The sequence below is a fragment of the Variovorax guangxiensis genome (genome assembly GCF_003952165.1).
Lineage (GTDB): Bacteria > Pseudomonadota > Gammaproteobacteria > Burkholderiales > Burkholderiaceae_C > Variovorax > Variovorax guangxiensis.
In genome coordinates, this window is sequence record NZ_RXFT01000002.1 from 237144 (window position 1) to 255475 (window position 18332).

Sequence of the window (18332 nt, forward strand, 5' to 3'; positions counted from 1 at the left end):
CGGCCGCGGGGGCAAGCCGCTGGCCCGTAAAATCCGGCGATGAGTTCCCGTCCCGCCCCGGCCCCCGTGGTCGACCCCGAAGCCATCCTGGCCCGGGCACGCCTGACCTTCGACATCGAAGCCGAAGCCGTCTCCGGCCTGAAGAACCGCGTCGGCCCCAGCTTCGTCGAGGCCGTGCGCAAGATCCTCGAAGTGCGCGGCCGCGTGGTCGTGATGGGCATGGGCAAGAGCGGCCACGTCGGCCGCAAGATCGCCGCCACTCTCGCCTCCACCGGCACGCCCGCGATGTTCGTGCACCCGGCCGAGGCCAGCCACGGCGACCTCGGCATGATCAAGGCGGTCGACCTGGTGCTCGCCATCTCCAACAGCGGCGAGGTCGACGAGCTCACCGTCATCCTGCCGGTCGTCAAGCGCCAGGGCGTGCCCCTGATCGCCATGACCGGCCGCACCGAATCCACCCTCGCCCGCCATGCCGACATCGTGATCGACGCGGGCGTGTCGAAGGAGGCCTGCCCGCTCAACCTCGCCCCCACCGCCAGCACCACCGCCCAGATGGCGATGGGCGACGCGCTGGCCGTGGCGCTGCTCGATGCGCGCGGCTTCGGCTCGGAAGACTTCGCTCGCTCTCACCCGGGCGGCGCGCTCGGGCGCAAGCTGCTCACCCACGTGAGCGACGTCATGCGCTCGGGCGACGACGTTCCTCGCGTGGCGCCCGACGCCAGCATCAGCGAGCTGATGCGTGCCATGAGCAACAAGGGCTTCGGCGCCGCCGCGGTGGTGGAGCCCGACGGCCGCGCCTCGGGCATCTTCACCGACGGCGACCTGCGCCGGCTGATCGAGGCCGGTGCCGACCTGCGCAGCCCCAAGGCGGTCGACGTCATGCACCGCAACCCGCGCACCATCCGCGTCGACGCGCTGGCGGTGGAAGCCGCCGAGCTCATGGAACAGTGCGGCATCACCCGGCTGTTCGTGATCGACGGCGAAGGCGTGGTCGTCGGCGCGATCAACACCAACGACCTGATGCGCGCGAAGGTCATCTGATGCCCCTCGAGTTCCAGGCCGAGACGCTTCTCGCCGCACAGGACGTGCGCATCGTCTTCTTCGACATCGACGGCGTCCTGACCGACGGCGGCGTGTATTTCACCGAGCATGGCGAGACGCTCAAGCGCTTCAGCATCCTCGACGGCTACGGCCTGAAGCTGCTGCGCAAGGCGGGCATCGTGCCGGCCGTGATCACCGGGCGCGACTCCAAGCCGCTGCGCGTGCGCCTGGAGGCGCTGGGCATCGAGCACGTGCGCTATGGCACCGAGGACAAGCTGCCGGCCGCCCAGGCCATGCTCGACCAGCTCGGCTTCGGCTGGGCACAGGCCGCGGCCATCGGCGACGACTGGCCCGACCTGCCGGTGCTCTCGCGCGTCGGCTTCCCGGCGGCGCCGGCCAATGCCCATGCGGAAGTGCGCGGCATCGCGCGCTACGTGACCAGGGCGCGCGGCGGCGAGGGCGCTGCGCGCGAGTTGTGCGACCTGCTGCTCACCGCCTGCGGCCAGTACCGCGTCATGCTCGACGCGGCGCGGGGGCCTGGCGCATGAGCGGCGTGAAACGCGCATGGGGCATGGCGCGCGATGTCCTCGACCGCGCGACGATCTACCTGCCGATCATCCTGACGGCGGCAGTCGCGCTCGGCACCTACTGGCTGGTGCGCAACGCGCCCAAGCTGCTGGAGCCTGCTCCCAAGGTCGCGCCCACGCACGAGCCCGACTACTTCATGCGCGACTTCGTCATCAAGAACTTCCTGCCCAATGGCGACCTGCGCAGCGAACTGCACGGCGTCGAAGGCCGGCACTACCCCGACACCGACACCATCGAGATCGACAAGGTGCGCATGCGCTCGGTGTCCCCCGAGGGGCTCGTGACGCGCGGCAGCGCCGACCGGGGGCTGTCGAATTCCGACGGCAGCGAAATCCAGCTCTTCGGCAACGCGATCGTCATCCGCGACCCGTCGGTGGGACCGAACGGCAAGCCCACGCCGCGCCTGGAGTTCCGCGGCGACTTCCTGCATGCCTACGTCGACACGGAGCGCGTCACCTCGAACAAGCCGGTCACGCTCATCCGTGGCACCGACCAGTTCACCGGCGACACGCTCGACTACGACAACCTGAGCGGCGTGGCCAATCTCAACGGCCGGGTGCGCGGCGTGCTGATTCCGTCGGCGGCGGCAGCTCCTGCTCCCGCCAGGAAGCGCTGAGGAAGGCATCTCCCGCATGACGACCTCCCCGCTTGTCTTCATCACCGGCGCTTCCAGCGGCATCGGCCAGGCGCTGGCCGCGAGCTTCTACGACGCCGGCTACCGGCTGGCGCTGGTCGCGCGGCGCACGGGGGAAATCGAATCGTGGGCGAGCGCCCGCCAGCTGGGCGCCGACCGCTACCGGGTCTACGGCGCCGACGTGGCGCAGACCGACAGCATCGTCGCCGCCGGCAATGCCTGCATCGAGCAGCAGGGACTGCCCGACGTGGTGATCGCGAACGCGGGCATCAGCGTCGGCATCGACACAGGGGAGCGCGAGGACATCGACGTGATGGCGCGCACATTCGCCACCAACAACGTGGGCCTGATGGCCACTTTCCATCCCTTCGTGCGGGCGATGGTCCGGCGCGGCAGCGGGCGGCTCGTGGGCATCGGCAGCGTGGCCTCCATCCGCGGGCTGCCGGGGCACGGCGCGTACTGCGCGAGCAAGGCCGGCGTGGTGGCGTACTGCGAGAGCCTGCGCGGCGAGCTGCATAACAGCGGCGTGAAGGTCGTCACCTTGTGCCCGGGCTACATCGACACGCCCCTCACGCAGGGCAACCGCTATGGCATGCCCTTCCTCATGAAGGCGGAAGACTTCGCCAACCAGGCGCTGCGCGCCATCGAGGCGGGCACCAGCTATCGCGTGATTCCCTGGCAGATGGGCGTGGTCGCCAAGATCATGCGCATGCTGCCGAACGCCGTGCTCGACCGGGCGGTGCAGGGGCGCGAACGGAAGAAGCGCAGCGGCGAAGCCTGATCGGGCCAGCTTCGCCGACCGCCCAAAGAAAAAGGCTCCCAAGGGAGCCTTTGTCTGTCTGAGTGTGATTCGTTCGGAGAGTCGCAGGGTTCAGTAGCCGCTGTTGCCGCCGCCGTAACCACCGCCGCCACCGCCCGAGCGGCCGCCGCCACGGGGACCAGCGCCGTAGGGGCTGCGGAAACCGCCGTCGCCACCACCACCGCCGCCGCCACTGCGGCCACCGCCGCCGTAGCCGCCACCACCGCCGCCAGAGCGACCGCCACCACCGTAGCCGCCACCACCGCCGCCGCCGTAGCCACCGCCACCACCGCCGCCATAACCACCACCGCCGCCGCCATAGCCGCCGCTGCGCGGGGGACGCGCTTCCATCGGACGTGCCTCGTTGACGACGACGCTGCGGCCGCCCAGGGGCTGGCCGTTCATACCGTTGATTGCGGCCTGTGCTTCCGCGTCACTGCCCATCTCGACGAAGCCGAAGCCCTTCGAGCGGCCGGTGTCGCGTTCCATCATGACCTTGGCGCTGGTCACGGCGCCGAACTGCCCGAAGGCCTGTTCGAGATCTCCGTCGCGCACCGAGTAAGGCAGGTTGCCGACGTACAGTTTGTTGCCCATCAAGGGACTCCTATAAACACATCAAGAAAAGCGATGGAGTCCCGAAAGCATCACTCAAACGAGAGCGTCGAGTCGCGCGAAACTGACCGATCACCGAACTGCCCCCCGACCAAAGTGAAGAGGGAGGCTCGTGCATTATGGGTGAAATATCCGAATTGCAAGCGGGAATTTGCTTCTTGAGGTAGCACCTGTCAAAACTATTCGAAAGCTAGCGCCTACTTGCATGATTGAGCGAGGTCCTTCGCCCTACATCCGTGCGTGCATGTAGAATTCCGCCCGTCATTGGGGAGTAGCCGCCTTCCGATCTGCGAGAAGGGCCCGCGTCAACAGACTTGTCCTGTCCCACCAGGATATGGCGCGTGCAGTGAACACACCTGGCGAGACCTTTGACCGTGCAACTTCGGGAATATGGCCGAAGGTGTTGCACGGTCAATTGCGTCCTTCGGCCCAAGGAACCCCACGTCATCATGGAAGCTTTTCTCGTAGCAACGGGCGTCGTCGCGCTCGCGGAAATGGGCGACAAGACCCAGCTCCTGGCCCTTCTCCTGGCCGCGCGTTTCAGGAAACCCTGGCCCATCGTCCTCGGCATCTTCGCCGCCACCGTCATCAACCATGCGCTCGCGGGCGCGGTCGGCAACTACCTCACGCGCTGGCTCGGGCCCGAGGTGCTGCGGTGGATACTGGGCGGTTCCTTCATCGCCATGGCCGTCTGGATGCTCATTCCCGACAAGCTCGACGACGACGATGCTCCCGGCACATCGAAGTTCGGCGTCTTCGGCACCACGGTCGTCGCCTTCTTCCTCGCCGAGATGGGCGACAAGACCCAGATCGCCACCGTCATGCTCGCCGCCCGCTTCACGCACGACTACTTCTGGGTGGTCATGGGCACCACGCTGGGCATGATGCTGGCCAACGCGCCCGTGGTGTGGCTCGGCGAGAAGATCGTACGCCGCGTGCCGATCAAGCTCGTGCACGGCATCTCGGCAGCGATCTTCCTGGTGCTCGGCGTCCTGATGATCGTCGGCATATAAAAAAGCGAGACCCCATCTCCCTTTCCAGGAACACCGCGGAACCGGCTTTGCCGGGCCGCAGGTGTTGCCCCCTTCCCAAGGGGGTTGGCGAAGCGACACGCAGTGCGCGCAGCCTGGGGGATATACTTTGCCTTGCGCCGATTTGCTTCAGCTTGCGGGCGCTTTATAAATTCAGCTAAAGACAGGCGCGGCAGACCCGGCTCGTTTTTGGCGAGGCCGGGTTTTTTCATTCATGTCGTCGTCACCACCTCTGGTCGTCACTCCGCAGTCGATGCAGTTCGCAGGCCCGCTGGCCCTGCGCAGCGGCGCATCGATAAGCGACTACACGCTCGCCTACGAAACCTACGGCACCCTGAACGCCGAGCGCAGCAACGCCGTGCTTGTCTGCCATGCGCTCAACGCCTCGCACCACGTCGCGGGCGTCTACCAGGGCCAGGCCCGTTCCGAGGGCTGGTGGGACAACATGGTCGGTCCGGGCAAGCCGCTCGACACCGACCGCTTCTTCGTGATCGGCGTCAACAACCTCGGCTCCTGCTTCGGCTCGACCGGCCCGATGCACGTCAACCCCGCCACCGGCCGCGTCTATGGCGCCGACTTCCCGGTGGTGACGGTCGAAGACTGGGTCGACGCCCAGGCCGCGCTGCTCGACGCGCTCGGCATCGAGACGCTCGCCGCCGTGATGGGCGGCAGCCTCGGCGGCATGCAGGCCCTCTCCTGGACGCTGCAGTACCCCGAGCGCGTGCGCCACGCGGTGGTGGTGGCCAGTGCACCCAACCTCACGGCCGAGAACATCGCCTTCAACGAGGTGGCGCGCCGCGCCATCGTGACCGACCCCGACTTCCACGGCGGCCACTTCTACGAGCACGGCGTGGTGCCCAAGCGCGGCCTGCGCATCGCGCGGATGATCGGCCACATCACCTATCTCAGCGACGACGTGATGAACGCCAAGTTCGGCCGCATCCTGCGCAGCGCCGTGGAGGGTGAGAACAATGGCGAGGCGGCGGGCACCGACTACCGCTATTCCACCCAGGACGTCGAGTTCCAGATCGAGAGCTACCTGCGCTACCAGGGCGACAAGTTCAGCGAGTACTTCGACGCCAACACCTACCTGCTGATCACCCGCGCGCTCGACTACTTCGACCCCGCACGCAACCACGGCGGCAAGCTCAGTGCCGCGCTCGCACAGGCGCGCGCCAAGTTCCTGCTCGTGAGCTTCAAGACCGACTGGCGCTTCTCGCCCACGCGCAGCCGCGAGATCGTGAAGGCGCTGCTCGACAACAGCCGCAACGTGAGCTACGCCGAGATCGACGCACCCCACGGCCACGACGCCTTCCTGCTCGATGACGTGCGCTACATGAGCGTGGTGCGGTCCTACTTCGAGCGCGTTGCCAAGGAGTTCCAGCAATGAGCGACCTCGAACACCAAAGACTCATCGCCGAACTCGTGCCGCAAGGCTCGCGCGTGCTCGACCTCGGCTGCGGCGACGGCGCCCTGCTCGACCTGCTTCAGCGCGAGCGCGGCTGCACCGGCTACGGCGTGGAGATCGCCGACGGCAACGTGCTGCAGTGCATCCGCCGCGGCGTCGACGTGATCCAGCTCAACCTCGACGAAGGCCTCGCGATGTTCGACGACGCCTCCTTCGACGTGGTGCTGCAGATCGACACGCTGCAGCACCTGCGCAATGCCGAAGTCATGCTGCGCGAGACCGCGCGCGTGGGCCGCATCGGCATCGTCGCCTTTCCCAACTTCGCGCACTGGCCCAACCGCCTGAGCGTGGCGCGCGGGCGCATGCCCGTCACGCGCCGCCTGCCCTACCAGTGGTACGACACGCCCAACATCCGCGTCGGCACCTTCAAGGACTTCGAGGTGCTGGCCGGCAAGAACAACCTGCGCATCCTCGACGCCTTCGGCCTGCAGGACGGCCGCGACGTGCGCTGGCTGCCCAATGCGCGCGCCAGCACGGCGGTGTTCAAGTTCGAGCGCGGCGGCGGCTGACGGCGCAATGAGCTTCACGCTCGCACAGCCGGTCCACAGCGAACTCGTCATCAAGAAGAGCCGCTTCATCGGCTGCGTGCAGCCGGTGGCCGATCGGGCGGCGGCACTGGCGGTGGTCGCCTCGCTGCGTGCCGAGCATCCCGCGGCGGCGCACGTGTGCTGGGCCCTCATGGCGGGCGGGCAGTCGGCCGCGAACGACGACGGCGAGCCCGGCGGCACCGCAGGACGTCCGATGCTGGAAGTGCTGCGCCACCAGCAGGTCGAGGGCGCGCTCGCGACCGTGGTGCGCTATTTCGGCGGCGTGAAGCTGGGCGCGGGCGGCCTCGTGCGGGCCTACACCGATGCGATCGCGCAGGCCCTGCTCGGCGCCACGCTGGTGCCGCTGCTGCGCCAGCGAAGCCTGCGCTGCTCGGTGCCGTATGCGCTCGAAGGGCTGGTGCGGCGCGAGCTCGCTGCAGCCGGCGCGGTGCTCGAAGGCGTGCAGCACGGCGACGACGTGGCTTTCGCCTTCTCGCTGCCGGAGCCCGAGGCCGATGCCTTCATCGTGCGCCTCGGCGATGCTGCGCAAGGGCGCGTCGTCTGGCAGCGGGAGTGAGCCTCTTGGCCGGGACCGCCGGTGCCGGTTCGACCATCGCGAGAACGCCGCGCTGCGCCACCGGCACCGCGACCGATTCGTCGTCGCCGCCGCGGCGCGCCATCTCGGCGGTCACGATGCCGGTCGGCACCGCGAGCACGCCCCAGCCCACCAGCATCATCACCGACGCGATCGCGCGGCCGAGGTCGGTCTTGGGCACGAGGTCGCCGAAGCCCACGGTGGCCATCGTCGAGATCGCCCAGTAGACCGCCACCGGGATGCTGGTGAAGCCGTGCTGCGGCCCTTCGACCACGTACATCAGCGTTCCCATCACCAGCACCACCAGCATCACGAAGCCCACGAACACGGTGATCTTGCGCCGGCTCGCCGCCACCGCCGAGACCAGCGCTCGGTACTCCACGGAGTAACGCGATAGTTTGAAGATCCTGAACACGCGCAGCAGGCGCAGGATGCGCACGTCGATCAGGTAGCCCAGGCCCATCTGCGGCGCGAAGACCACGAGGAAGGTCGGCAGCAGCGCCAGCAGGTCGATCACGCCGTAGAAGCTCGTCGCGTAGCGCAGCGGCTTGTTCACGCAGCTCAGCCGAGCGATGTACTCCAGCGTGAAGAGGATGGTGAACATCCACTCGAGGACGTTGAACACCGGGCGCCACTGTTCGCGGATGGACTGCACGCTGTCGAGGATCACCACTAGCACGCTGGCCACGATCACCGCGATCAGCGCGAGGTCGAACATCAGGCCCGCGCGCGTGTCGGCCTCGAAGATCACGGTGAAGAGAGTGCGCCGCCAGCCGTGCGCGGGCTTGTCGAAGCGCGAGTCGGTGCTGGACGACATCGCGCGCGATGTGGTGTTCCGTTCGACGTTTGGAGAGCTCATGGCGCCACATTGTCATGCGCCCGATCGACTTATTCAGTTACGCTTCTTGCGCAATGAAGTGCCGCAGGCCGTGAGTGCGTTCTTACGATAGTCCCCTTTCTTGAGGAGCTCCCCTTTGGCTACACAGTCCCCCTTCTTCGGCAAGCGTGATCGTGACACCGATTCGTTGACATCGCGCCCCGCGCCGCTCGTCGGTTCGGGCACCAACCTCTCCGGAACCCCCGTCAATCCCTCCTCGCTCACCGCACAGCAAGGCGGCCTGAACGCCGCAGCGGCCGCGCCCGTGGCCAAGGAAGGCGGCAGCAAGCTCACCGTCGGCCCCAACATCAAGCTCAAGGGCGTGGAGATCACCGACTGCGACACGCTCGTGGTCGAAGGCCTGGTCGAAGCCACCATGGACTCGCGCCTGATGCAGATCGCCGAGCAGGGCGCGTTCAAGGGCTCGGCCGAGATCGACATCGCCGAGATCCGCGGCGTGTTCGACGGCAGCCTCACCGTGCGCGAGAAGCTCGTCATCCACTCGACCGGCAAGGTCACCGGCAAGATCCGCTACGGCAAGATCGTGATCGAGGAAGGCGGCCAGATCTCCGGCGAGATCAGCTTCGGCGCCGCCAAGCCCTCGCTTCAGGCCGCTGCCTGAAACAGGCCCCCCGGCTTTTCACTCCGCTTCGCTGCGTGTAACTCCACCCCCGAGGGGGGCGCGGGCCGCCTTGGGAGCGGCCCGGCGGCGCCTGCAGGCGTCTTTCACGCGGTAGGTGCGGTCCAGCCAAGACGCTCCAGCAAGGCACCGGCAGCCGCCGGTGCCTTTTCCTTGGCGCCGTTGATGAAGTAGACGAACACGTCACGCTTCTTCGGCGACGCGCCCCACCCCTGCGCGCGCTCGGCCCATGTGTCGAGGGCCTTGGGCGCATAGCCCGCCTTCAGCTTGCCGTCGGCCATCATCAGCCGCGCGTAGGCGATGTCGCCCTCGGGCTCCTCGAAGGACGGGAACTTGTCGGCGTCGGTGAACACCGTCGACACCTTGTACTTCTTCGCGAGCGCCTTGTAGGCGGGCACGATGAAGCTCTCGTGCCGCACGTCCATCACGTGCCGCAGGACGCGGCTGCCCTCCTTCTTCGGCAGCAGAGCCAGGAAGGCCTCGAAGTCCTCCGCATCGAACTGCTTGGTCGGCATGAACTGCCACACGATGGGCCCGAGCTTGTCGCCGAGCTCGGCCACGCCGCTGTCGATGAAGCGCTTGATGGAGTCTCCCGCGCCCGACAGCAGCTTGCGGTTGGTCGCGAAGCGCGAGGCCTTCATCGAGAAGATGAAGTCGTCGGGCGTGTCGTCGTGCCACTTGCGGAAGGTCTCGGGCTTGAAGGTGCTGTAGTAGGTGCCGTTGATCTCGATGGCGCTGACCTTGCGGCTCGCGTAGTTGAGTTCCTTCGCGTGCGCGAGCCCCTTGGGATAGAAGTTGTCGCGCCAGGGCTCGTAGGTCCAGCCGCCGATGCCCACCTTGATGTTTGCCTTGCTCACGTGGCCCTCCGGGTTGAGATCGCCCGCACTCTACGCGCGGACGCTGCTGGGCGCAAAATGCGTCCTTTCTTTCGTCACCCGCGGAGAACCCACCGATGAACGCCCCCCTGCACCGCGAAATGCCCGCCGGCACGCTCGACGCCGAGCGCGCCCTGTCCGACGTCACCGCCCAATGGGACGGCGACATCCTCAAGCAACTCACCGACTACATCGGCATCCCGGCCAAGTCGCCCGGCTTCGACAAGGACTGGTCGGCCAACGGCTATCTCGAGACCGTGCTGCGCAACGCCGCCGCCTGGGTCGAGGCGCAGAAGGTCGAGGGCCTGAAGCTGGAGATCGTGCGGCTCGAAGGGCGCACCCCGGTGCTGTTCTTCGAAGTGCCGGCCACCGGCACCGACATGGGCGAGACCGTGCTGATGTACGGACACCTCGACAAGCAGCCCGAGTTCACCGGCTGGCGCAACGACCTCGGCCCCTGGACGCCCAAGTACGAGAACGGCCTGCTCTACGGCCGCGGCGGCGCCGACGACGGCTATGCGGTGTACGCCAGCATCGCCGCGCTGCAGGCGCTCAAGAACCAGGGCGCGGCGCACCCGCGCATCGTGGGCCTGATCGAGACCTGCGAGGAAAGCGGCTCCTACGACCTGCTGCCGTATGTCGACGCACTGCGCCCGCGCCTGGGCAACGTCGAGCTGGTGATCTGCCTCGACTCCGGCGCCGGCAACTACGATCAGCTGTGGCTCACCACCTCGCTGCGCGGCATGGCCAGCGGCACGCTCAAGGTCGAGGTGCTGACCGAGGGCATCCACTCGGGCGATGCCTCGGGCCTCGTGCCCTCGAGCTTCCGCATCATGCGGCAGGTGCTCGACCGGCTCGAAGACAGCGCCACCGGCCGCCTGCTGCCTGCGAGCTTCCACTGCGAAGTGCCGGCCGACCGCCTCGCGCAGGCCAAGGCCACCGCCGCCATCCTCGGCGACGAGGTCTACAAGCGCTTCCCGTGGGCGCACTACGACTGCGGCGGCTCGACCGTGTTCGCTCTGCCCACCACCACCGACCCGGTCGAGGCCCTGCTCAACCGCACCTGGAAACCCACGCTGTCGGTAACCGGTGCCGAAGGCTTCCCGGCGCTGAAGGACGCGGGCAACGTGCTGCGCCCCTACACCGCCTTCAAGCTGTCGCTGCGCCTGCCCCCGCTGGTCGACGCGGCCGAGGCGGTGCAGAACCTCAAGACGCTGCTGGAGGACAACGCGCCCTACCAGGCCCGCGTGACCTTCGAGAGCAACGGCGGAGCCACCGGATGGAACGCGCCCGCCATCACGCCGTGGTTCGAGGACGCGCTCAACAAGGCCTCGCAGGCGCACTTCGGCGCTTCCTGCGGCTATATCGGCCAGGGCGGAACCATCCCGCTGATGAACATGCTCAGCGCCGGCTTCCCGAAGGCGCAGATGATGGTCTGCGGCGTGCTCGGCCCCAAGAGCAACGCGCACGGCCCCAACGAGTTTCTGCACGTGCCCTACGCCAAGAAGCTCACCGCGGCCGTGGCCGAGGTGATCGCCGCATTGCCGGCCGCGCATCGCGCAGCAGCATCGGAGCCGGTGGCCGCTTGAGCGAGGCGCTGCCTCTGCCGCAGCGCGTTTCGCTGTCCACGCCCGGCGGCGAGACGCTCGCACTGCGCCGGCTGCCGGCGCCGGGCCGGGCGCGTGCCGTAGTCGTCGTGGTCCACGGGCTGGGCGAGCACGCCGGCCGCTACCACGGGCTGGCCGAGTGCCTGCACGAATGGGGCTTCGCGGTGTGGGCGCACGACCACTACGGGCACGGCGAATCCAGCGGCCCGCGCGGCGGCCTGCCGAGCGAGCTGCGGCTGGTGGACGATCTCGCGCTGGTGATCGACGACGCGCGCCGCGAGAACCCCGGCCTGCCGGTGGTGCTGCTGGGCCACAGCCTCGGCGGGCTTGTCGTGGCGAGCCTGATTGCGCGCGGCGTGCGGCACGTCAACGCCGCAGTGCTGTCCTCGCCGGGGCTCGATCCCGGCCTGAACGGTTTCCAGAAGCTGCTGCTCGCGGTGCTGCCGCGCATCGCGCCCGACCTTCGCGTGGGCAACGGCCTCGACGACAACTACCTCTCGCACGACCCGGCGGTGGTGCAGGCCTATCGCGACGATCCGCTCACGCACGACCGCATCGGCGGCCGGCTCGCGCGCTTCCTGGCCTACGAAGGAGAAGCCGTGCAGCAGCGCGCCGCGAACTGGCCGGTGCCCACGCTGCTGCTCTACGCGGGCGACGACCGTCTCGTGCGGCCCGCGGCCAGCCGCGCTTTTGCCGCAGCCGCCGCGCCAAGCGGCAAGGTCGAGGCGCAATGCTTCGACACGCTGTACCACGAGATCTTCAACGAGCTCGAAGCCGATCCGGTCTTCGAAGCCCTTCAGCGCTGGCTCAACCGGCGCTTTCCGCAGCGGGCCTGACGGCGCGCTTGCGCGCCAGCCAGAGCAGCGCCGCGCCCGTCAGCACCACCGGCACCAGCGAGCCGAAGTTCAGCAGCCGCCAGCCCTGGGTGGTCACCAGCACGCCCGAGGCGAACGACGTCAGCGCCAGCGTGGCGAACACGCAGAAGTTGAGCGCGCCCTGCGCGCGGTCGCGCTCCTCGGGCGTGTAGGCGGTTAGCGACAGCGTGGTGCTTCCGGTGAAAAGGAAATTCCAGCCCACGCCCAGCAGGAACAGCGCCACGATGAAGTGATGCAGCTCCACGCCCGAGAGCGCGATGGCGATGCAGCCGAGGTTCAGCAGCAGCCCCGCGCCCATCACCGGCAGCGCGCCGAAGCGGCGGATCAGGTGGCCGGTGAAGAAGCCCGGCGCGAACATGCCGATCACGTGCCACTCGAGCACCAGCGCGGCGTCGGAGAACGGCAGGCTGCAGATCTGCATAGCGATGGGCGTCGCGGCCATCAGCAGGTTCATCACGCCGTAGCCCAGCGCGCCGGCTGCCGCCGCGACGATGAACACCGGCTGGCGCGCGATCTCCGAAAGCGGCCGTCCGCCCGCCGCTTCCTTGCGCGCGGGCGCGGGCGGGAACTGGATGAAGTGCATCACCGCCATCGACAGCAGCGCCACCGCCGCCAGCGCGATGTAGGCACCGGCGAAGGGCACGGCGAAGGCTTCGCGCGTGGCCTTGGCGAGGTTGGGCCCGGCCACGGCACCGATCAGTCCGCCGGCCATCACCATCGACACCGCCTTCTCGCGCCACTGCGGCGCCGCCAGCTCGGCCGCCGCGAAGCGGTAGAGGCCGGCGTTGGCGTTGTAGTAGCCCGCGATGACGGTGGCGAAGCACAGCAGCCAGAAGTTCTTCGTGACCGCCGCGAAGCAGCACAGCAGTGCCGAGACCAGCGCCACCGCCAGCCCGGTCTGGAACGAGCCGCGCCGGCCGAAGCGCTGCTGCGTGCGCGCCACCAGCCCGGTGGAGAGCGCGCCGCCGATCACGTAGCTCATCACCGGCAGCGTCGCCATCCAGCCGCGCGGCGCGATGGCCAGGCCCACCAGCCCGTTGATGGCGATGAAGGTCACGTTGTTCGTCAGCAGCAGGCCCTGGCAGATGGCCAGCAGCCACAGGTTGCGGTTCATGCGCTTGTCTCCCTTACCGCGCGCTGCAGGTCGCGCTCGATCTCGCTGAATGCGATGGCGGGCAGGTCGCCCAGCGTGCGCTCGGTGCCGGTGAGCGCCACGCCGTGCACCGTCTGCAGCACCTTGCCGTCGGGGCTGTCCTGCACGAACCAGCCCTCTTCCAGCCGCAGGCAGACCTGGCCCTCGCCGGGCACGCCCTTGTTGAAGCTGTTGACCATGCCGCCGTCGCCCACCTCGCGCACCCAGCCGCGCGTTTCCAGGCCCATGAGCGCGGCGTTCGACACCGCGCGGCCGGCCCACTGCGGCAACTCGCGGCCCGCGCGCAGCGCCGGATCGAGCACGAAGGACTGGCGCGCCAGCTGCTCGAAGGGCTGCAGGATCTCGTAGTCGGCGAGCACCGGCGCCCATGCGGTGACGAGCGACGCATCGAGCGCCGCGAAGTCCAGCGGATGCGGCAGGCCGATGCGCGCGTTCTCCGGCAGCTTCACCGGGTCGTCGTGCAGGTCGGCCAGCTCGCCTTCGGCGGTGACGCGGAAGGTGCCCTGCAGCTTGTCGTCGGCATCGAACAGGCCCCAGACCAGCGGCCGGCTGAACACCCGCAGCACCGGGTGGTTCGCGAAGAAGGGCATGAACTCGTCGGGGCCCCAGCGGCGCTGCGCGCACATCGCGGCCTCCAGCCGCCGGATCTGCGTGGTGGCGACTGTCTTCGCGAGCTTGCGCAGTTCCTTGAGCTGCGTGGCCGCGGCGGCGGCCTTGCCGGCGTCATCGTTCGCGCCGGCCTTGGGCAGTGTCTTGAGTGCCTTGCCGCGGGCATCGTGCACCACGGGCTGGAAGCTGTCGTCCATGCGCACCTCGAAGCTGCGTGGGCCGAAGTCCAGCGTGAGGCGCGCGCGGGCGTCCAGGCCGAGGTCGGGCACGGTGCGGTCGGCCAGCTGGTCGAGGCTCAGGCCGCGCTGCTCGGCCACCTCGCCGAGCATGCGGTCGGCGCGGGTGCGCAGGTCGTCGTAGCGGGTCTGGCGCGCGAGTTCGGCCAGGTGCATCAGCGCGGCGTCGCTGCCGATCTCGCCGAGCATGGCCATGGCGTCGTAGGCGCGCACGCGGTCGAGCCCGGCGCGCCACTGGCGCAGCAGGCTGTAGAGCTGGCGTGCGGTTTCGCCGTCGCCGAGGCGGCCCTGCAGCGCGAACATCCAGCGCTCCCTGGCCGGCCGGCCGTTGCCGATCCACCAGGCCAGCAGCGCGCGGCCGAAGCGCGCGAGGGAGTCGGGCGCGAGCGCGTCCAGCAGCGGGGCGAGCCCCGGGTATGGCGCGTCGGGCTTGCCGAGCATCATCGCCATCAGCACGTCGGGCACCACGGCCTGCGGCAGCGCAAGGCCGCCTTCCTTGAGGATCAGGCGGGGCAGCGACGGCAGGGGCAGCGTCTTCGGCACCACGGGCAGGCTGTCGGGCAGAACGTCTTCGGGAGCGATGGACAGCAGTTGCGCCACCGCGTCGGCGGCTTCGGCACCGTAGGCCTGTGCCTGGGCGCGCACCGCATCGGCATGGCCGTTGTCGTGCAGCCAGCGCAGCGTGGCCTGCGCCGATTCGTGCGCGGGGCCGGGCTCGCCCAGCGCGACGGGGACGAGGCCGCGCGCGGCCGTGTCGGGGTAGCGCTCCAGCCATGCGGCCGCCTCGCGCCGCACCCAGCGGTTGGTGTGGAAGCCCTTGGCGATCCAGCCGGCGAGCGGGTCCCATTCGATGACCGAGGCCAGCTCGAACATCGCCCGCGAGCCCTGCTTGAGGAAGCGCGGCAGTCCCGGCAGCGCATCCGTGCCGAGGGCGTGGAGGATGGGCCGCACGCGCGCAACGTCGCCCATGAAGTGATCGACGGCCGGCCCGTGCGTGAACGCCGCCACGGCCAGCGGCGGGGGCAGTTGCCAGATGTATTCGGCGACGCCCCAGCGCGAGCCGGGCAGTTGGCCGAAGTCCTCGGGGCTGGTGATCTCGTGGCGGCCGGCGATGACGTCGTCGATGAGTTCGGGGCGCAGGCCCAGCATCCACAGCGCCTTGTGCAGGTTGCCGCCTTCGCGGATGGCGTCCGGCGCATCGGGCTGGTGGCGCGTGAACTCGGTCATCCACTGGTTCGAGCGATCGCGAGAAACCCGGACCTCGCGCGCCAGCCAGTCGGACAGGTCGCCCGTGGCCTGCAGGTACTGCGGCGGCTTCAGGTCGGCCCAATGGAGCCGGGCCGTCGGCGGCAACGGCTGCAGCGCCAGTACCGGGATGACGGGCAGCGCCTGCCGGTTCTTCCACGGTGGGCGGCGCAGCAGCGCGGGCCAGTCGGCGGCGGGGGCGTCGGCCACGCCGGCGGAGCCGTCTTCCTGCAGGCGCGCGAGCGTCTTGCGCTGGGCTTCGTCGCACGAGGCTTCGAGCGGCTCCTGCCACTCGGGATTCGCCGCGAGCAGCTCCAGGACGAGCGCCGCGCCGGCCTGGTGCCGCGCCGGGTTCGCCGAGAGCAGCTCGCGCAGCACGAAGAGCGGCCAGCGCGCCGCCTGCTTCACCAGCGCGTTCTTGCAGTCGATCTGCTTGACCTGCGCGACGAAGAAGCGCACCACTTCCGCGTCATGGATGGCCAGCAGGTCGGTGACGGCTTCCTTGTGCGGCGAGGGCTCGAAGAGCAGTTCGGCCGCCGCGGAGCCGTGCATCTCGAGCATGCGCAGCCGCGCTGCGCGCGGCGGATAGAAGCTGGAGCGATGGCGGCGGAAGAAGTCGAGGCTGTCGGCCAGGCTGCGCTCCTCCGAGAGCGAACCGCCGCACCGGCCGCAGGGCCGGTCGTTGAACTTCGCGAGCGCCTCGCGCATGTTCTTGGACCACCGCACCTTGCCGTCGGGGCGCGCGTCGAGGCCGCCCTCCTTCTTCTCCTCGTTCTTCTCTGTTTCCCCCTTCGACTTGCGATTGCCCGCCATGCCATTGCTCTCCATTGATGCCGCAGGGATTGTCGGCCAACACGCGCGGACCAAAAAAAAGCGCCCTCGCGGGCGCTCGAACACTGGAGAAGGCAGTCCGGTTCAGGACTGCTTGCCTTGCAGCAGACCGCTGAGCGAGCCCAGCAGGTCGTCGTGGTTGCCCAGCCCCTGGTCGGGGATCTTGCCGTGCGGCGTGAGCTGGTCGATGAGCGCCGGCAGCATGGTGGCCAGCATGGGCAGCAGCGTCTGCGCGTTGATGCCGAGCTTGGACGCGATGCTCGCGATGGTGTCGCTGCCCAGCGCGTTCTGCAGCTGGTCGCCCGAGACGGGCTGGTTTTCGCCCTTGCCGATCCACGAGCCGATGACGTCGCCCATGCCGGCCTGCTCGAACTTCGAGACCAGGCCGCCCAGGCCACCCACGCTGCCGTTGTTGGCGAGCAGGCCGCCCAGCGCGCCGGCCAGGCCTCCCAGATCGCCCAGCCCGCCAAGGCCTCCGCCTTGCGGTTGCTGCTGTTGCGCAGCGCCTCCGAGCACCTGACCGAGTACCGAATCGAGCAATCCCATGACTGTTTCCTTGGTGTGTGACAGAACCGCCAACATTGTTAAATGCCGCGGACCTTAAGCCGAAAGTGGCATGCCCACTTTCGAATTGGCAACGTGACAAATTACTTGATACGTGCCGCCCGTTTGGGGAGCAGCGCGGGAGAGACCCCCTGAACGCCCACCAGCCCGAGCACGGTGACGAGCGAATTCTGCGCGCCTTTCCACGCATCTGTCATGTCGATGGACTCGCTCAGCGAATGGAATCCGGAGGCCTTGCCGCCGCCGCCCACGACGATGGCCGGGATGCCCATCGAGATCGGCACGTTGGCATCGGTGCTGCCGCCGCGCAGCAGCGTCCGGTTGCCGAAGGCGGCGTTCGAGCGGATCGCGGCCTCCACGATCACCGAGTCGGGCGGCGTGCGCCCGCCGGGCCGCTCGCCGATGAGCCGGGTGCTCACGCTCAGGGTGCTGACGTTCCAGCGCCTGTTCTCCTCGACCACGGCTTCGTCGATGGCCGCCAGGATCTTCTTCTCGGTTTCCAGCAGCGAGGCCATGTCGTCCGAGCGGATGTCGATGGCCATGCGCGCATCGGGCGCGATGGTGTTGACCGAAGTGCCGCCGCCCACGGTGCCGACGGTGAACGTCGTCTTCGGAAAGCTCGGCGTGCGGATGTCGGCGATCTTCGCGATCGCGCGGCCCATGCCGTGGATCGCGCTCGGCACTTGGCCGAATGCGCCGAAGCTGTGCCCGCCCGGTCCCTGGAAGCTGACCTCGTAGCGATGGCTCGCGGTGCCCAGCACCAGCACCGAGCCCGGTGCCGAAGGCTCCAGCCCCACCATGCCGTCGATGTCGAGGTGGTCGCGGAAGATCGCCTTCATGCCGCGCAGGTTGCCGAGCTCTTCCTCGCCCACATTGGCGACGAACATCAGGTCGCCCACCGTCTGCACCTTGTTGTCGTTCAGCACCTTGAGCCACGACAGCAGCACCGCCAGGCCGCGCGTGTCGTCCGCGATGCCCGGCGCGTGCAGCCGGCCGTCGCGCTCCTTCACCTTCACGTCGGTGCCGGCCGGAAACACCGTGTCGAGGTGGGCCGAGATCAGCAGCTTCGGCCCATTGCCCGTGCCCTTGCGCAGCCCGATCACGTTGCCTTCGGCGTCGATCTTCGCGTTCGTCAGCCCGAAAGCCTTCATGCGGGCGAGAAAAGCCTCGGCGCGCTTGTGCTCCTTGAAGGGCGGGGCCTCGATCTCCGTGAGCGCCTTCAGCTCCTCGACCGAGCGCTCGTGGTCGGCCCTGAGCGCGTCCAGCAGCTTCTGGACGGCGGGCGATGCCATCAGCTGGGTGAATGCCCGGTCAACCTCGGGGCCGACCTGCGCGGGTGTCGGGGCGACGGCCTGGGGTTGGGCAAGCGCGCCCTGGGTAGTGCAAAACAGTGCGGCGAGGACCAAAGGGGCGAGGCGCAGCGGACCGGGCAGCTTGGACATGGGCGCAAAAGTCCTTCTTTTGTCTTAAAGAAGTAACGATTGTTTCGCAGGCTTTCCACGCGCGCGTCGCGGAAAACACCCAC

General features: G+C 68.7%; 18 protein-coding genes and 1 riboswitch. Of the genes, 11 read left to right on the plus strand and 7 right to left on the minus strand.

Going from position 1 to position 18332, the window contains the following annotated elements:
• Positions 1–39 precede the first annotated feature (39 nt).
• Genes EJP67_RS06695 through EJP67_RS06710 form a run of 4 tightly spaced genes read left to right on the plus strand, consistent with a single transcriptional unit; the run spans position 40 to position 3044 of the window.
• Complete coding sequence (locus EJP67_RS06695) at positions 40–1041, plus strand: KpsF/GutQ family sugar-phosphate isomerase (RefSeq protein ID WP_126020861.1); 1002 nt, start codon at positions 40–42, stop codon at positions 1039–1041.
• The gene (locus tag EJP67_RS06700; RefSeq protein WP_126020863.1) at positions 1041–1589 is read left to right on the plus strand and encodes a KdsC family phosphatase; all 549 of its coding nucleotides are present in this window, start codon (positions 1041–1043) and stop codon (positions 1587–1589) included. Before EJP67_RS06695 ends, EJP67_RS06700 begins: the two co-directional genes overlap by 1 nt.
• Positions 1586–2245 carry an LPS export ABC transporter periplasmic protein LptC gene (gene lptC, locus EJP67_RS06705; protein ID WP_184639139.1) on the plus strand — a complete coding sequence of 220 codons (660 nt, stop codon included), beginning with the start codon at positions 1586–1588 and terminating at the stop codon, positions 2243–2245. Before EJP67_RS06700 ends, lptC begins: the two co-directional genes overlap by 4 nt.
• A gap of 16 nt (positions 2246–2261) precedes the next feature.
• Positions 2262–3044 (plus strand): SDR family oxidoreductase, encoded by a 783-nt coding sequence (locus EJP67_RS06710; RefSeq protein ID WP_126020865.1) that lies wholly within the window; start codon positions 2262–2264, stop codon positions 3042–3044.
• A 90-nt stretch (positions 3045–3134) separates the two neighbouring features.
• On the opposite strand, the gene EJP67_RS06715 is transcribed toward EJP67_RS06710, so the two are convergent.
• Positions 3135–3656, minus strand: coding sequence for an RNA recognition motif domain-containing protein (locus EJP67_RS06715; RefSeq protein ID WP_126020867.1), 522 nt, complete (start codon positions 3654–3656; stop codon positions 3135–3137).
• Between the two features lie 272 nt (positions 3657–3928).
• Positions 3929–4115, plus strand: a riboswitch (yybP-ykoY riboswitch).
• Positions 4116–4123: 8 nt separating this feature from the next.
• Here EJP67_RS06715 and EJP67_RS06720 point away from each other — a divergent pair.
• From EJP67_RS06720 to EJP67_RS06735, 4 genes are all read left to right on the plus strand, one after another.
• On the plus strand, positions 4124–4687 hold the full coding sequence (locus EJP67_RS06720) for a TMEM165/GDT1 family protein (RefSeq protein ID WP_126020869.1): 564 nt from the start codon (positions 4124–4126) through the stop codon (positions 4685–4687).
• Between the two features lie 232 nt (positions 4688–4919).
• Positions 4920–6095: a homoserine O-succinyltransferase MetX gene (gene metX, locus EJP67_RS06725; RefSeq protein WP_126020871.1), complete on the plus strand. Its 1176-nt coding sequence runs from the start codon at positions 4920–4922 to the stop codon at positions 6093–6095.
• Entirely contained in the window at positions 6092–6682 is a 591-nt protein-coding gene (metW, locus tag EJP67_RS06730) for a methionine biosynthesis protein MetW (protein ID WP_126020873.1), read from the plus strand. Before metX ends, metW begins: the two co-directional genes overlap by 4 nt.
• Positions 6683–6689: 7 nt before the next feature.
• Positions 6690–7277, plus strand: coding sequence for an IMPACT family protein (locus EJP67_RS06735; protein ID WP_126020874.1), 588 nt, complete (start codon positions 6690–6692; stop codon positions 7275–7277).
• Here EJP67_RS06735 and EJP67_RS06740 read toward each other — a convergent pair.
• Positions 7222–8154, minus strand: coding sequence for an ion transporter (locus tag EJP67_RS06740; RefSeq protein ID WP_126020876.1), 933 nt, complete (start codon positions 8152–8154; stop codon positions 7222–7224). The two genes, EJP67_RS06735 and EJP67_RS06740, sit on opposite strands and share 56 nt — an antisense overlap.
• A 115-nt stretch (positions 8155–8269) precedes the next feature.
• Here EJP67_RS06740 and EJP67_RS06745 point away from each other — a divergent pair, with 115 nt between their 5' ends.
• Positions 8270–8794, plus strand: coding sequence for a bactofilin family protein (locus tag EJP67_RS06745; RefSeq protein WP_126020878.1), 525 nt, complete (start codon positions 8270–8272; stop codon positions 8792–8794).
• A 104-nt stretch (positions 8795–8898) separates the two neighbouring features.
• Here EJP67_RS06745 and EJP67_RS06750 read toward each other — a convergent pair whose 3' ends face one another.
• Entirely contained in the window at positions 8899–9669 is a 771-nt protein-coding gene (locus tag EJP67_RS06750) for a DUF72 domain-containing protein (protein WP_126020880.1), read from the minus strand.
• Between the two features lie 95 nt (positions 9670–9764).
• Here EJP67_RS06750 and EJP67_RS06755 point away from each other — a divergent pair, with 95 nt between their 5' ends.
• Both EJP67_RS06755 and EJP67_RS06760 read left to right on the plus strand, forming a co-directional pair.
• Positions 9765–11276 carry a M20 family metallopeptidase gene (locus EJP67_RS06755; RefSeq protein ID WP_126020882.1) on the plus strand — a complete coding sequence of 504 codons (1512 nt, stop codon included), beginning with the start codon at positions 9765–9767 and terminating at the stop codon, positions 11274–11276.
• The gene (locus EJP67_RS06760) at positions 11273–12130 is read left to right on the plus strand and encodes an alpha/beta hydrolase (RefSeq protein ID WP_126020884.1); all 858 of its coding nucleotides are present in this window, start codon (positions 11273–11275) and stop codon (positions 12128–12130) included. Before EJP67_RS06755 ends, EJP67_RS06760 begins: the two co-directional genes overlap by 4 nt.
• Here the strand turns inward: EJP67_RS06760 and EJP67_RS06765 are convergent.
• From EJP67_RS06765 to EJP67_RS06780, 4 genes are all read right to left on the minus strand, one after another.
• Positions 12102–13283 carry an MFS transporter gene (locus EJP67_RS06765; protein WP_126020887.1) on the minus strand — a complete coding sequence of 394 codons (1182 nt, stop codon included), beginning with the start codon at positions 13281–13283 and terminating at the stop codon, positions 12102–12104. The two genes, EJP67_RS06760 and EJP67_RS06765, sit on opposite strands and share 29 nt — an antisense overlap.
• Positions 13280–16225, minus strand: a complete 2946-nt coding sequence (locus EJP67_RS06770) for a DUF4132 domain-containing protein (RefSeq protein ID WP_126020889.1) — start codon at positions 16223–16225, stop codon at positions 13280–13282. The genes EJP67_RS06765 and EJP67_RS06770 overlap by 4 nt, the downstream gene beginning before the upstream one ends.
• Before the next feature lie 102 nt (positions 16226–16327).
• Positions 16328–16789 carry a YidB family protein gene (locus EJP67_RS06775; RefSeq protein ID WP_206169463.1) on the minus strand — a complete coding sequence of 154 codons (462 nt, stop codon included), beginning with the start codon at positions 16787–16789 and terminating at the stop codon, positions 16328–16330.
• A gap of 101 nt (positions 16790–16890) precedes the next feature.
• Positions 16891–18249, minus strand: a complete 1359-nt coding sequence (locus tag EJP67_RS06780; protein ID WP_126020893.1) for a M20/M25/M40 family metallo-hydrolase — start codon at positions 18247–18249, stop codon at positions 16891–16893.
• Positions 18250–18332 lie beyond the last annotated feature (83 nt).

Excerpts from the sequence above, each read along its gene's own strand:
- EJP67_RS06695 (WP_126020861.1), top strand. The coding sequence starts at position 40 with ATGAGTTCCCGTCCCGCCCCGGCCCCCGTGGTCGACCCCGAAGCCATC.
- EJP67_RS06700 (WP_126020863.1), top strand. The coding sequence starts at position 1,041 with ATGCCCCTCGAGTTCCAGGCCGAGACGCTTCTCGCCGCACAGGACGTG.
- lptC (WP_184639139.1), top strand. The coding sequence starts at position 1,586 with ATGAGCGGCGTGAAACGCGCATGGGGCATGGCGCGCGATGTCCTCGAC.
- EJP67_RS06710 (WP_126020865.1), top strand. The coding sequence starts at position 2,262 with ATGACGACCTCCCCGCTTGTCTTCATCACCGGCGCTTCCAGCGGCATC.
- EJP67_RS06715 (WP_126020867.1), bottom strand. The coding sequence starts at position 3,656 with ATGGGCAACAAACTGTACGTCGGCAACCTGCCTTACTCGGTGCGCGAC.
- EJP67_RS06720 (WP_126020869.1), top strand. The coding sequence starts at position 4,124 with ATGGAAGCTTTTCTCGTAGCAACGGGCGTCGTCGCGCTCGCGGAAATG.
- metX (WP_126020871.1), top strand. The coding sequence starts at position 4,920 with ATGTCGTCGTCACCACCTCTGGTCGTCACTCCGCAGTCGATGCAGTTC.
- metW (WP_126020873.1), top strand. The coding sequence starts at position 6,092 with ATGAGCGACCTCGAACACCAAAGACTCATCGCCGAACTCGTGCCGCAA.
- EJP67_RS06735 (WP_126020874.1), top strand. The coding sequence starts at position 6,690 with ATGAGCTTCACGCTCGCACAGCCGGTCCACAGCGAACTCGTCATCAAG.
- EJP67_RS06740 (WP_126020876.1), bottom strand. The coding sequence starts at position 8,154 with ATGAGCTCTCCAAACGTCGAACGGAACACCACATCGCGCGCGATGTCG.
- EJP67_RS06755 (WP_126020882.1), top strand. The coding sequence starts at position 9,765 with ATGAACGCCCCCCTGCACCGCGAAATGCCCGCCGGCACGCTCGACGCC.
- EJP67_RS06765 (WP_126020887.1), bottom strand. The coding sequence starts at position 13,283 with ATGAACCGCAACCTGTGGCTGCTGGCCATCTGCCAGGGCCTGCTGCTG.
- EJP67_RS06770 (WP_126020889.1), bottom strand. The coding sequence starts at position 16,225 with ATGGCGGGCAATCGCAAGTCGAAGGGGGAAACAGAGAAGAACGAGGAG.
- EJP67_RS06775 (WP_206169463.1), bottom strand. The coding sequence starts at position 16,789 with ATGGGATTGCTCGATTCGGTACTCGGTCAGGTGCTCGGAGGCGCTGCG.
- EJP67_RS06780 (WP_126020893.1), bottom strand. The coding sequence starts at position 18,249 with ATGTCCAAGCTGCCCGGTCCGCTGCGCCTCGCCCCTTTGGTCCTCGCC.